Annotated in this window: 14 protein-coding genes; 1 reads left to right on the top strand and 13 read right to left on the bottom strand. The window is 51.2% G+C overall.

All coding sequences use genetic code 11. The features are described 5' to 3' along the window. Window positions 1-73: 73 nt before the first annotated feature. Window positions 74-1,549, top strand: coding sequence for an aminotransferase-like domain-containing protein (locus tag SAR116_RS00260; RefSeq protein ID WP_013044927.1), 1,476 nt, complete (start codon window positions 74-76; stop codon window positions 1,547-1,549). Window positions 1,550-1,676: 127 nt separating this feature from the next. On the opposite strand, the gene SAR116_RS00255 is transcribed toward SAR116_RS00260, so the two are convergent. From SAR116_RS00255 to SAR116_RS00195, 13 genes are all read right to left on the bottom strand, one after another. Beyond that, entirely contained in the window at window positions 1,677-2,372 is a 696-nt protein-coding gene (locus SAR116_RS00255; protein WP_013044926.1) for an RraA family protein, read from the bottom strand. Then, entirely contained in the window at window positions 2,372-3,070 is a 699-nt protein-coding gene (locus tag SAR116_RS00250) for an alpha/beta fold hydrolase (protein ID WP_190275455.1), read from the bottom strand. Before SAR116_RS00250 ends, SAR116_RS00255 begins: the two co-directional genes overlap by 1 nt. A gap of 20 nt (window positions 3,071-3,090) precedes the next feature. After that, a complete protein-coding gene (locus tag SAR116_RS00245) occupies window positions 3,091-4,224 on the bottom strand; it encodes a cobalamin-independent methionine synthase II family protein (protein WP_013044924.1) in 1,134 nt (377 codons plus the stop codon). 36 nt (window positions 4,225-4,260) lie between these two features. After that, entirely contained in the window at window positions 4,261-5,250 is a 990-nt protein-coding gene (locus SAR116_RS00240) for a cupin domain-containing protein (protein WP_013044923.1), read from the bottom strand. 30 nt (window positions 5,251-5,280) lie between these two features. Further along, window positions 5,281-6,255 (bottom strand): nuclear transport factor 2 family protein, encoded by a 975-nt coding sequence (locus SAR116_RS00235; RefSeq protein WP_013044922.1) that lies wholly within the window; start codon window positions 6,253-6,255, stop codon window positions 5,281-5,283. After that, a complete protein-coding gene (locus tag SAR116_RS00230; protein WP_013044921.1) occupies window positions 6,242-7,273 on the bottom strand; it encodes a LacI family DNA-binding transcriptional regulator in 1,032 nt (343 codons plus the stop codon). Before SAR116_RS00230 ends, SAR116_RS00235 begins: the two co-directional genes overlap by 14 nt. Next, entirely contained in the window at window positions 7,273-8,040 is a 768-nt protein-coding gene (locus SAR116_RS00225) for an SDR family NAD(P)-dependent oxidoreductase (protein WP_013044920.1), read from the bottom strand. Before SAR116_RS00225 ends, SAR116_RS00230 begins: the two co-directional genes overlap by 1 nt. Next, entirely contained in the window at window positions 8,037-9,347 is a 1,311-nt protein-coding gene (gene hisD / locus SAR116_RS00220) for a histidinol dehydrogenase (protein WP_013044919.1), read from the bottom strand. The genes SAR116_RS00225 and hisD overlap by 4 nt, the downstream gene beginning before the upstream one ends. 3 nt (window positions 9,348-9,350) lie before the next feature. After that, entirely contained in the window at window positions 9,351-9,905 is a 555-nt protein-coding gene (locus tag SAR116_RS00215) for an ester cyclase (protein WP_013044918.1), read from the bottom strand. A 13-nt stretch (window positions 9,906-9,918) separates the two neighbouring features. Further along, window positions 9,919-10,965 carry an ABC transporter ATP-binding protein gene (locus SAR116_RS00210; RefSeq protein ID WP_013044917.1) on the bottom strand — a complete coding sequence of 349 codons (1,047 nt, stop codon included), beginning with the start codon at window positions 10,963-10,965 and terminating at the stop codon, window positions 9,919-9,921. 10 nt (window positions 10,966-10,975) lie between these two features. Then, a complete protein-coding gene (locus SAR116_RS00205) occupies window positions 10,976-11,860 on the bottom strand; it encodes a carbohydrate ABC transporter permease (RefSeq protein WP_013044916.1) in 885 nt (294 codons plus the stop codon). Then, the gene (locus tag SAR116_RS00200; RefSeq protein ID WP_013044915.1) at window positions 11,857-12,888 is read right to left on the bottom strand and encodes a carbohydrate ABC transporter permease; all 1,032 of its coding nucleotides are present in this window, start codon (window positions 12,886-12,888) and stop codon (window positions 11,857-11,859) included. Before SAR116_RS00200 ends, SAR116_RS00205 begins: the two co-directional genes overlap by 4 nt. 62 nt (window positions 12,889-12,950) lie before the next feature. After that, window positions 12,951-14,186: an ABC transporter substrate-binding protein gene (locus SAR116_RS00195; RefSeq protein WP_013044914.1), complete on the bottom strand. Its 1,236-nt coding sequence runs from the start codon at window positions 14,184-14,186 to the stop codon at window positions 12,951-12,953. Window positions 14,187-14,262: the final 76 nt, after the last annotated feature.

The raw sequence follows: 14,262 nt of genomic DNA, 5'->3' as shown, positions 1-14,262 counted from the left end.
ATTAACTGTGATCCGGAACGGCATTGATATGGCTCAGAGCTGGAGGCGCGTATAGGCAGTGAATGAGGTGAAGATGGATTCACAAGACGCTGTGACGACGGCTAGCGCCTCAGAGATTTGTAAAAAAGATCTTGTGCGCCGCGCCATTTGTTCACGCATTATCAGGGGTATCTATCGCGAGGGCGAGAAAGTACCGTCATGCCGCGAAATTGCAGATCAACTGCAAGTCTCGAAAAACAGCGCCTATGAGGCCTATTCGGATCTCGTTGGTATTGGTATTCTGGAATCGCACAACCGGTCTGGCTTTACCGTTGGCATGACGCTATCAGCAACCGACCCCCATGGCGCTCAGCTTTATGCTGATGAGCCAGCCCCCGTGTCTCAGCCTCCAATAGTCACAGCTAACTGCCGGTTGCCAGAACCCAAATTACGGGCAAAACAGCCAAAAAACTGGACTGAATTCCGGTTTCCTTTTGTTTATAATCAGATTGATACTGAATTATTTCCAATCGAGGCGTGGCGCGAATGTTCCCGCCTTGCTCTGGGGCGCAAAGCCCTGCCAATCTGGACCAGTGAAGCGGTAGAAATCGATTGTCCCGATCTGGTCTTCCAACTGCGCCAGCGTTTGCTTCATTATCGTGGAATTGACGTAAGTGATGATGAAATCCTTATTACCGTTGGCGCCCAGCATGCGCTCAGTATTATTGCCACATTATTCAATGATGACGCACGGCCCATCGCATTCGAAAACCCGGGCTATCAGGAAGCGCGTCATCTGTTTCATCTTTATAATAACGACATCGAATGCGTTGACGTTGACCGTGACGGCCTTGATCCAGATCGCCTACCACAAGATTTCAAATTTGTTTATGTCACGCCCGGATGCCAATTCCCGACCATGGTTGTCATGCCTGAAGAACGCCAGCTGCGATTGATCCACAAGGCCGAAGCGGCAAACGCAATGGTGGTTGAAGATGATTATGAAATTGGCCTTGTTGGTCACTTGAAGTTGCGACCTGCCTTGAAATCTCATGATAAGACAGGCCGTGTGATTTATGTGGGCAGTCTGTCCAAAACCCTGTCACCAAGCATTCGCATGGGATTCATCGTGGCTCATCCAGACATCATTAAGTCGGCCAAAATCATTCGCAGTCTGACTGTTCGGCACCCACCAAGTGTTGTTCAGGAAACAACAGCGATATTCCTGGCACATGGATATCATGATGCGCATCTGAAGAATTTGCGGCAAATCTATTCAGAACGCTGGCATATCATGAATGAGGGCATAAAACGCAATTTGCCGATGTTTTCTCAGGGCAGTGCCACGGGCGGCACCTCTTTCTGGCTCACGGGACCACCCCAATTTGATACCGAGGTTTTAGCGACCCGACTTCAAAAACGAGGGGTGTTGATTGAGCCTGGCCATATTTTTTTCAATAGCGGAACCCCCAAGAATTCCTTACGGATTGGTTTTCCATCCGTAGCTGGCAATAAAATCGATCTTGGCTTGCGGCAAATTGCTCAGGAAGCAAAATCGATGCTTCAATGATGTAACATTTGATCTGCTCACACATTGCTTCATCAACATCTTGCGCCCTCATTTTCAAGTCCCCAGATAATGGTCGTCACCACCTGCTGGATCACCCCAGAAGCTGGCTAGCGCCGTTCACAACCGATCACGTTCGGGCAGCCTCAAACGCTGACCAGGCTTTTTCAAAGGCATCATAATCAAAGCCATCCGCCCGCGCTGGTTCCAGCACCAGCTTTTCCGTCGCCAGCAATGCTGTGATGGCATCATGCAGCTGATCAATCACATCTGCGGGGATCACCAACGCACCATGCCGATCGGCATGAACCAGATCACCATCCTTTACCACCAGTCCAAATACAGTTACCGGCATGCCTATTTCGGTCACATGGACAAAGGCATGCGAGGGGCCAATTGAACCAGCAATAACCGGAAAGCCTGCGGGCAAATCGCCAAGGTCGCGCATCACCCCATTGGTCAGCGCGCCATGCACGCCAAAGCCTTTATGAACAGTGGTATTAATTTCGCCCCAAAAGGCACCAACGCAATCTGGAAAATCCGTATCTTCAACCACGGCAATCGATGGACGCACGCCATCTGACATATACTTATAATAGGCCATACGCCGAGCTTTGACCTCATCGACAGGATCATCCGAAGCGCGCTGTGCTGAAATCTTGGCGGTGCGTGCATAGCCGACAATGGCGGCTGCCTGTGGGTCTGATGCCTGCATGGTGCCACGGGTAAAAGCGCTAAATCCGCGTTTGCCTTGCGCCACTTCGATAGCGTTACAAACCGTTGGCGTATCAACCTGCTGTAGTAAAGTTAAAAGTGCCTGATCCATTATTCCTCCAGCCAGCGCCATAGCGCTGTATTAACGTTATTGGCTTGTTCCAAAGTTGGCAGATGCCCGGCACCGTCAACAATCTCAAATCGTGACCCTGTGATCAATTCATGCATCAATTGATGCCGTTCTATCGGGCACAGCGTGTCTTTCGCTCCGCACATCACCAATGTTGGCACAGTGATCTGCTTTAATATCTCTTGCTGATCCTGACGATCGCGCAAGGCAATAGATTGATTAACAAACGCTTCGACGCCAAGGTCAATAGCCATGTCCATACATAAATCCAGAATTTGAGCGCGATCCGGGCCATCAGCCAGATAATTTGGTTTCATCTCATGCCTCATAATCTCATGTAAAGCCCCTGCCTTGGCTTTTGCGATTTGTGGCACCCGCTTCGCTTTCATGGTTTCAGCTTCGGCAAGTGGGTTGGTGTCCAGCAAAGCCAGCCTTGTGACCCGTTCGGGAGCTAGACGCATTATCTCCATCGCCACAATGCCGCCCATCGACAGACCTGCTAGGGCAAAATTATGCGGTGCATGTGCAAGCACTGACGCGGCCATAGCAGCAATGCTATCATGCTGTGTCAGATCGGCCACACTGACCGCGTATGATGCCGACAGCGCCTTGATTTGCGGCGTAAACAGACGCGCATCACACATCATGCCTGGCAATAGAACCACTGATTGTTGCTGCATTGCAAAGGCCATCCGCGTCTTTACAGCCTAGCAGATGCCAGCGCTGCGCCTTCAGACAGGGTTTTAAGCTTGGCATAGGCAATATCTGGATCCACTGCACCGAAACCGGCAAAGGTACCAAACCCGCAATCCGACCCGGCAATCACCCGATCAGCACCAACAATATCAGTGAATTTTTCAATACGCTGCGCCACCAATTCTGGATGCTCGACAAAATTGGTCGTTGTATCCACTACACCTGGCACCAGCACTTTATCGTCAGGTATTTCGGCCTTGCGGTCACGGAATACCGTCCATTCATGCGCATGGCGCGGGTTCGACGTTTCAAACAGAACATAGCGTGCCCGCGTTGACATCAATGTTGGAAATACCTTTTCCATATCGATATCACAGACATGTGGGCCTTCATAATTACCCCAGCAGATATGCACCCGCACATGCGCTGGATCAATGTCACGCAAGGCATGATTCAACGCCTCGACATGCAGATTGGCCACTGCCACAAATTCGTCATCCGACAAATCAGCAAACAGCATATGACGAGACAGTGCCAGATCCGGACAATCGAGTTGCAGATCAATACCTGCATTGACGATCGTTTCATATTCGGCCTTCATCGCATCGGCAAGGGCGGCCAGATAGGCTTCACGGGTTTTATAATGCTGATTTTGCAAGAACAGAGAAATCACCCCGGGCGATGCGGCATTCATAAATGCCCGCTTTGCGCCATGCGCCTGCATACCGGCTTTCAAATTGGCAATATCGCTTTCAAGTTCACCTTGGCCTTTGGATTTCACCTCGCCCGTGCACATAGGGCGCGCATATTGCGGGGTACCGCCATCATCAGCCAGACGCTTGAGAAAGCCCGGAAACAATTTCAGATCCCCTGGCGGGTTACGATCACTATCGCCTGAAAAGCCTGTATAGCGATCCTTGACATAGGTGGCATAGGAAATCTTCGAGGTCTCACCGTCTGACACAATATCAATGCCTGCTTCGACCTGTTTACGCACGGTTTCGCCACAGGCCGATGTCATACAAGCATCAAACGCCGCCGCATCATAGGGCTGCTCATTCTCGCGGGCAAAAATGAAATCGACTACCTCTTGGGTGCGCGGTAAAGACCCCACATGGCTTGTTTGAATTTTACGCATTCTACACTCCCTTTTGAACGGCTATTACTGACACTGTTATTGATGTGGGCGGTTATCGCTAAAAAAGTTCATTGTGGGTCCGGCTTCATCATCTGTATCACATACTCTGAAAAGGCTGGCCTCACCACTCATCGCCACCTGCAGACGACGTTCGATACCGGGCGGTATGGCAAACACATCGCCAGGGGCCAGCACCGTTTGCCCCCCTGCCCACGTAACCTGCCAATGGCCACGCATGACCATCAGAATCTCATGTCGGTCGGTACTATAGGCTGTGTTGTCAACCGAGCCTGCCGATAGGAATTCAAGCGTGAATCCTGGCTGATCAATCAGCATCCCATCCTGCCCGATTACGGTCACAGGCTGGTGGTCGGCAAGTGCCATCATATCCAGATAACGGGCCACAAAGCGCGGCACAAACATTGCTGTCGTTACCTTTGGGAATAGCGCCATATCATCTTCATCAAGCACCCGCATGGGCTCTATGCCAGCAGGCAAATGCGCGCCCTTATTGCTGTCATAAAGCACGCCATTTTCGCCCAGAACTAGGCCATGATCTTTGGCATCCTCGATCACCTGTGGTGCCCATATCACGCCACCACCAGCATCATCACCGCCCAGAACTGCCATGATCATGCCATAGTCGGTACCAATATTTTCAAACCCACGAAAAATACCCGTTGGGATATTGATAACATCACCTTCGGTAAGCGTAACCTCGCCATCAGTGCCATCATTACCCCAGAAAAACCGCCAGCGGCCAGACAGCACAAAAAACACCTCGGCAGTACGATGTGTATGTAGCGAGTTACGGCATTTCGGCGGTTGCCCTGCCGCCCCTATATTGAAACCCGGCGTTTCCTTGATATGCACATGCTGATCTGCGGCTTCAGATACACCACCGCCGATGATGGTAAAATTTTCTTTCCTGTCAGAACCTGGCGTATGGGCATCAATAAAGGCCGTACGACATGGCACAAGATCACCATACCGAACGATCCGCTTTTCCATTTCATCAACTGACATCACATGACCTCCCCACCTGGTCCCTAATCTCTAATCATCACCCATATGAATGAGAATCTGTTTCCAAACAGATGTTTCATCAAGCAGAACATATTCACGGCGCAGACCCCATGGCCCGAACTCGGCATGACACGCGCCCATGATATAGACCTCGGCGCCTGTTGGTGCACCATAGCTACCCCAGCCTTCATGCTTTCCATGCAAGCCCCAGCGGATCGCTGCACGCGGCGGCATATGCGGGTCGCTACGGCCAATCTGATGCTCGATGGTAAATGTGGCCTTTGGAAAGCTGGATCGTAGCCCCATCCAGAACTGGTCTGCCGCATCATGACTATGGCCCGTGATCCCGCCAGGCAACTCCAGATGACAAGCACGGTCATATTCTGCCGGAATCACAGCCATATCGCCAATCATCATGCGCCCTAGAATATCGGCATATTTTTGCCCCCATTCATTGTCATTGCCCCGGCCTTTATAAGGGCCCGGCACGTCAATCGCCGGGGTAAACGGCTTCACACAATGGGCAGCACCACCCTCACGCGCAATCAGATCAGCCGCATAATCTTTCGGGTTCCAGCCAAGCTGACGTACGACAGCACCCTGATCGCGGATCAACCATTCATCATTGATCTGATCATTGATCGCATGGCAATCGGCAATCACACGATAGCCAAGTTTGGTGCCCGTGGCTTTGCCATAGACACCATCGGCACTATGTGTTGCGGTTGAAAAGATCCGGTGCGATGACAGCATCCCTTCTTCTGGCGATCCCGACCAGATCACATCCTCGCCAAGCAATCTGCGATCCGGAAATTCAGCCAATGTCGCCATCGTTGCCGCAATCACATCCTTATTACCGATCACCACCGAACCTGGAGACCTAACCGGAATATCCGGCGTATAATAATGCTCAAGCGTGGCGATGCCGCGCTGCTCCCAGATTTCCTGCGTTATGCCGATAATATAATCGGGAAAATCCTTCCAACGACTATTAAACCCCTGCATTTTCCCATCCCTCTTGCATTTTGGCCGAACCCCGAACGATTAAAGATCCATCGAGCTCAACATTACGTAATTGGCTATCCCCCTGCTCGATCCGCGCCATCAATATATCGATTGTCTCGCTAACCATTTTATTGACTGGTTGTCGCACCGTTGTCAGATCATAACTTGTCCAGCTGGCAAGCTGCACATCATCATAGCCGACAACCGACACATCATCTGGCACCGAAAGTCCCAATTCAAAGCGCAGCACATCCATGACGGCAAAGGCCATATGGTCATTGGCGACAAAAACGGCGTCGGGTATCACCGATTGGCTAAACATATCACGGGCGGCAATACGCGCTTCTTCCAGTATGAAATTTCCACATCCACGTGCAAATAGGCTTTGCCCAGCATCTTGCAGACCCTTAACAAATCCAGCTTCACGATCATGCTGTGTCGATGCCCCGTCCCAGCCCGCTATATGGCCGATACGCTGATGCCCACCAGCGATCAGAAAGCGCGCCAGTTTTTGTCCACCTGACACATTATCCGATGTTACCGAACTAAAGCACAGATCGCTCTGGCGACGGTTGAACAGCACCACCGGAATGCCAGCTTCGTCACAACGCGTAGCCAGACTTGATGACATGGCGACCGATGCCATAATCACCCCATCGACCTGATAATCCAGAATTTCTTCCAGCACCTGATCGATATTGCCTGCCGTCTTAGAAGCCATGAAAACCAGCACATGATAGCCTTGTTCTTGCAGGCTCATGGACAGCCGTTCCAGCGCTTCTGGATAAAACTGATTATCAAGATAGGCGACAACAAGGCCAATGATACGTGATTGGCCGGTAATTAGTGACCGCGCCAGCACATTCGGCCGATAGCCAAGCGCATCAGCCGACCGTTTCACCTTATCTGCCATTTTCATCGATACTGACGCACCTGGGGTAAACACGCGGCTCACGGCCGACTGGCTTACCCCGGCATGGCGGGCAACGTCCAAAGATGTGGCGTTATCTCGTGCCATCAGTCCGCTGTCCACCCCCCGTCAACAAGCAATGATGTCCCGGTGACCAAACCAGCCGCGTCACTTGCCAGAAACTGCACCGCGCCCATCACATCTTCGATTTCGCCCACCCGACCTAGTTTGATCTTTTCTTCGATCCATTTCACCCGACTTGGTCGGCTAAAGGTTTGCTCGGTCAACGGCGTGCGGATGAATGTTGGGCTGATTGTATTAATCCGAATCTTGTAAGGTGCCAATTCGATGGCCATCGATTTGGTAAAGCCTTCAACGGCGAATTTCGATGCACAATAGACACTTCTATCAACCCCGCCAACAAAGGCCATCTGGCTGGAAATTGTGATGATCGATCCGGCCAGACTTGCCCCGATCATGCCTTTGGCGACTTCCCGTGCCAGAAAGAACGCCCCCCGCAGATTAACATTCATCACCGCATCGAAATCATCAATTGATGTTTCTGTCGCTGGCGCATGGCGTGCCAAACCGGCACTATTCACCAATATGTCAAATGGCGCCAGCGAATCCAGAACAATTTTTGTGGCATCACAATCGACAATATCGTTACTGATAATCTCTAGTGGCCAGCCTTGCTTGGCAAAGGCTTCGGCCAGTTCCTCAAGCGCTGTCTTTTTGCGCGCCATCACCGTTACATGCGCGCCTGCTTCGGCCAGCGCCACCGCACAGCCCAGCCCAATCCCTGATGATCCGCCTGTCACAAGCGCACGTCGGCCATCAAGCCGGAACGATGGGGTTCTTGGCAGATCGATCATTCGGCAGCCTCTCCATAAGGTATATTCTGGCCTCCATAGCGGCGCACTCTGATATTGGCTTGTTCAGCATGGCCGACAAACCCTTCGAGCATGCAAAGCCGCGAGCAATAGGCACCCACGGTAACCGCAGCTTCATCTGTCGTCACTTTCTGATAGGAATGTGTTTTCAGATATTTACCAACCCACAGTCCGCCTGTATAACGACCTGCCTTTTTGGTGGGAAGCGTATGGTTGGTGCCAATCACCTTGTCACCATTGGCAACATTCGTTCGCGGGCCAAGGAACAGCGCACCATAGCATGTCATTTTTTCAAGGAACCAGTCATCACGGTCGGTCATCACCTGCACATGTTCCGACGCGATATCATCGGCCACCTCAAGCATCTCATCATAGCTATCACAGACAATGACTTCGCCATAATCACGCCAGCTTACCGACGCTGTATCGGCGGTCGGCAGAATCTCCAGAATGCGGTCAATTTCTGCCAGCGTTTCGCGCGCCAGCTTCTCCGAATTGGTCAACAGTACGGCTGGTGAATTATAGCCATGTTCGGCTTGCCCCAGAAGATCGGTAGCGCATAATTCGGCATCAACGGTGTCATCAGCAATCACCATCGTCTCGGTTGGGCCGGCAAATAAATCGATTCCGACTCGGCCAAATAATTGCCGTTTTGCTTCGGCCACAAAGGCATTGCCAGGGCCAACCAGCATATGCACCGGATCAATCGTTTCCGTGCCAATCGCCATCGCACCGACAGCCTGAATACCGCCTAGCACATAAATCTCATGCGCGCCGCCCATATGCATGGCCGCGATCACTGCGGGATTGGGCTTGCCTCCAAAAGGCGGTGTCATCGCAACAATACGCGGCACCCCAGCAACTGATGCAGTCAGAACCGACATATGCGCTGAAGCCACCATCGGAAATTTACCTGCTGGCACATAACAGCCGACTGATTGTACGGGAATGTTTTTATGCCCCAGAATAACACCAGGCATGGTTTCGACTTCGACATCCTGCATTGACGCGCGTTGAATTTCGGCAAAGGCACGCACTTGTGCCTGTGCAAATTTGATATCTTCCATATCGCGCGGTGAAACGTCGTCGATCAATGCTTGAATCTCTTCGGCGCTAAGCCGGAAACTTGGCGGCGTAAAATTATCAAATTTTTTGGCCAGATCACGAACCGCTGCATCACCGCGCGCCTCGATATCAGCCAGACTGCGCTCAACAACGTCACGCACCTTGGCGTCATCTTCTGACCGTTCGGTTTGTGGTTTGCCCGATTTTAGATAGGTGATTGCCATGTTCTACTCCTCACGCGCACCGGAAGCCTTCGCAGGCCGCGGTGGTGACGCCTCGCCGCGGTCATAGATTTCCCAGCCTTTACCATTAAAAACATCGACACCCAGCTGCGCCATCACATGCGGAAAATCGACCATCACCCAATTATCGGCAATTTTGCCATCTGCCACTTTCCAGAAATCCATATACCGTATTTCAACGCGTTTGCCGGTGGCAGCAATACCCATGAAATCACCTGAATGTACCGCTTCCTGGCGTCCGAAGGCGGCTGCCCATTCCCCCATGAACAGCCGTGCTTCATCAATACATACTTTATCCGAAAAAGCCGCCTGAAATGGGCGTTGCCAATTATCCTGAAACGCCTGCAGACCCATTTTTGTGCCGCAGCCTTGATTCCCCATCCAGCGAAAACTTTCGGCGAAAAAAGCACCTATATCATCGATACGATGGTCATTCAGACCATCAACCATCCCTTCGATAACCCGCCGTGTGTCATCGGTCTTCGACATATCGGTATCACGGGTTAGCGTCGCCTGTTCTGGTCTGGTATTTATCGACATAAGCTAGTCTCTCCTACTTCTCAATACGTGTGCCGGTCGTGACATCAAACAGATGACAGATCGATGCCGGCACTGAAATTGTCACAGGATCGCCAATTGCGCTTCGCACATCCTTATGCGCCTTGACCGAAACCATCGCCCCGCCAGCCTTTACCGTCAGCATCGTTGCATCACCCAGCAATTCGGCTGAATAGACTGGCGCCTTAATGGCGCCGGTTTTGCCAAGACTGGCATCTTCAGCCCGAAAGCCAAGGCGTACTGGGCCATCCACACCTTTCAACCCTTTGACAGTGATATTCTCGCCACTAAAGACCCCGCCTTTCAAATGACCTGTCAGCAGGTTCATCGCTGGATTGCCAATGAAACTGGCGACAAAGTCATTCGCTGGCATGTCATAAATTTCGGTTGGCGTGCCAATTTGCTGCACAATCCCTTGATTCATAACCACCACGCGGTCTGCCAGCGTCATCGCTTCAATCTGGTCATGCGTTACATACACCGTTGTCACCTTCAACTGATGATGCAGATGCTTGATCTGCGCGCGGGTGGATACCCGCAGCTTTGCATCCAGATTGGACAAAGGTTCATCCATCAGAAATACATTCGGTTCGCGCACAATAGCCCGTGCCAGTGCCACACGCTGGCGCTGGCCACCTGATAATTCTGACGGTTTACGATGCAGAAAATCGGTCAATTCGACCATCTGCGCGGCGCGCATGACACGTTCATCATGCTCAGCGCGATCGACTTTGCGCACATGCAGGGGAAAGCGGATATTTTCATAGACATTCATATGCGGATACAGGCCATATGACTGGAACACCATAGCAATATCACGATCCTTTGGCTCAAGATGATTTACCACCTTGCCATCGATACTGATATTGCCTTCGGTAATTTCCTCAAGTCCGGCGATCATCCGCATGGTCGTTGTCTTGCCACAGCCGGACGGACCCAGCAGCACCAGAAATTCTTCATCCTGAATCTGCAGATCAAAACTGTCCACGGCAACAAAGTCACCCCAGCGTTTGGTCAGATTGTTCAGCGTGATACTCGCCATCCTTATCTCCCTATCCCTTGACCGCGCCAGCCGTCAGACCACTTACAATTTGGCGCTGGAAAAACATCACCAGAATAAATAAAGGTGCCGTGGCAGACACAACGGCCGATACCGCATACATGACATTGCCTTCTTCTTGCGCCGACCCAAGAAAGCTGGCGATTTTTGGCACCATCGTCTGATTTTCCTGCGACAGCAACAAACCGGTCAGGGCAAAATCATTATACGCAAGCAGGAAGCTGAACAGCCCGGTTGTGATAACGCCTGGCCACATAACCGGAATGATCACATAGCGAAAGGCCTGAAACCTCGTACACCCATCGACCATAGCGCTTTCGTCCAGATCCTTTGGGATATTCTGGAAAAAGGAATGCAGCATCCACAATGTGAACGGCTGATTGATAGCCACCATGACCACAATCGTTGTGCCCAGATACCCATAAAGATTAAGCTGGAAAAACGGTAGCAGATAACCCGATACAAGCGTGATATGCGGCATGGCGCGGAATATCAGCGCAATAATCAACACCCAGAACGCATAGCGGTAGCCTGATCGTGACAAGGCATAGCCACCAAGCGTGCCAAGGGTCAATGAAATAGCCACAACCGAAAAGGTCATAATCAGCGTATTTACCGATGACCGCCAGAATTCTTCCTCTATCCAGGCACCTTCATAGCCCTTTCCAGTGAAATAGCTGCCTGTTTCAGCTAGCGTGAACACACCATATAGCGCGTTCTGCCAATCCAGCTTCGAGAAAAAATCTGCCTGAACTTTGAAACTACCCCACAGCGTCCACAGAAACGGTACCGCCGCAATAGCCAGCCATATCAGCAAAAAGGCCATAGCCGCGATTGACAGAAATGACAGCGGCTTGCGTGAAGCGACAATACTCATGCGCGCGCTCCATGTGCCCGCCATGTGCGGATCAGAACCGGCGTCAACAGAATACAGACACCGATGATGGTCAAAAGCGACGTTGCCGCTGCCGACCCAAACAGAATATTGCCGTCGGTTCCGCGCAGGTCATTATAGATAATCCACGATAATGATGTCGCGCTGGCTTCGGCACTGAAACTGATAATCGGCTCAAAAACGCGGAAATTATCCATTAATTGCATCAATGAAATAAACACCACCAGCGGCAACAGATGCGGCACAATAACGTAACGTACCTGTTCCCAACGATTGGCGCCATCAACCATGGCGCTTTCCAGCGTATCTTGTGGCACTGTTTGCAAACCCGCATAGAAAACGATGAATGAAAAAGGCGCCGAATGCCAGACACCATAAACGATCAAAGTGATCCATGTCAGCGTTGGTGATGCTTTGAGTGATAAATCTGGATTATCAAAAATAAGCTGCAAAGTGCCACCGATCACGCCATCTGCATCAATCATCCAGAACAGAATGAGCGACCCGACCAGCGGGGTGACAATCATCGGCAGTAAAGATACGAAAATGGTTGGGCCTTTGAAAAAAGACGGCAGGCGATTCACCGCCAACGCCACAAAGAAGCCTAGAATAATGACAAAGGGCGTAACCACGAATGTATAGGTCAGCGTAAAGCTAAGCGCTTTGTAAAAGGGCAGATTCAAAACCTTGGAGATGAATTCGCCAACACCTGTTCGGCTGTCCCAGGCTTGCGAAATTTCAGCCGACGCCAGATGATTACGATTCAGATAGGTGCCAAGGCCGTTGAACTGGCCAAGCGGCTGTGCTTCACGCAATGCCGCGGTTGCTTGGGGATCGATCTTTTGAACCGTTGTGCATCCAAAGGGGCCACAATTTTCCACCGCAACAAAAACCTGCTCATGCGCAACAAATAACGACTGCACGGCAACTGATACGATCGGCAAGGCAATGAACAAAAGCATTGCGAGTGCAGACGGCCAGATAAAGCTCATAAATGTACGATGTGGCATGGTTCAATCTTAAATGAAATAGAGGCTGGAGAGAGACCGGCTCTCTCCAGTCAATCAGCTTCCTAGAGGAAGCCCTTCTCTTTAGCTGCTGCACGATAGGCGGCTTCAATATCGGCAAGCGCCTGTTCGGCAGTTTCCTTGCCTTGCAGAAAGTCAGCAAGCTCGCTACCTGCCGCGCCATGCAATGCGCCCATATAAGGCAGCATCGGATAAGGCAATGCCGCGCCTTTGGCTGTTGCAATCACACCAACACCAGCGGCTCGTGCCGGAACACCGTCCATCAGCCAGTTGGCCTTATCGACATTGGCTTTGGCCATCTCAGGTGAAATACCCACCATGATCGCCTTGAATGTGGCTTCGGCATCGGCATCCGAGATATTTCTGGCAATCGCAAAACCGTCCCACCATAAAGTCGATGCTGGTGTTGATCCCCCAGCGGCAGTCGGAGCACTCGCAAATTTTGTGTTATTTTCGATGTCGGCAGTAGAGCCCTCACCGTCAGTCACGGCACCTGCGCGCGAACCCCACAGATTTGTCATGGCGACATTACCGGCTTCCCATGACGCCTGCACAGCGTTCGAGTCATGCGTCAGAAAGTCAGGATTCATATATTCGCTAAGTGCCTTCATCATATTTAATGTGGCAACACCCTTGGCGTTATTGATCGCCGGCTCGGCAGACCCCGACTTAAAGAATGATCCGCCATGACCAAGATACATATTGACGAATTCTTCACCTAGATTCCAGCCAGCCTTATATGTGCCAGCGATCGGATAGTCCATCAGACCCTTGCTTTTGATGGCCTTGGCTGCAGCCAGAACATCATCATAGCTTGCTGGAATACCAACGCCCGCCGCATCAAGGATGTCCTGACGATAGAACAGATGCTGGGCATTTGCCATAAAGGCAATCGCCATTACATTGCCATCAACGGTGATCAATTGTGACTTGGCAATACCCTGACCATATTTTGCAACATAATCATTCAACGGGCGCACAAGATCATCATTCATCAGCGAGACTAGCGTGCTGTTAGTCGCATGTGACGTTGTATATTCAGCTGGGTTGGCTGTCATAGCCGCAACGATAAGGTCTTTATAATCCTTATTCAGATTTACGGTCACTGACGCGCCATTACCATCACATTTCATGGCTTCCGCAGTCACCGCCTGCGAGGCAGGAAAATCATTTGCAATAATCCGCACTGAACCAGAAGTGATTCCACAACCAGCAAAGGCCGAGGATGATCCGGCGATTGCAACAGCGCCTATCAGTGCCATTTTCGACAATATGTTCATAAACTTACTCCCTAAAATCTTTGTTTGATCAAACTACGGCTTAATGCCGCCAAAAGCCTAAGCATGAAACATCACC

Source organism: Candidatus Puniceispirillum marinum IMCC1322 (assembly GCF_000024465.1).
GTDB lineage: Bacteria > Pseudomonadota > Alphaproteobacteria > Puniceispirillales > Puniceispirillaceae > Puniceispirillum > Puniceispirillum marinum.
This window is presented reverse-complemented; position numbering and strand designations above follow the sequence as displayed.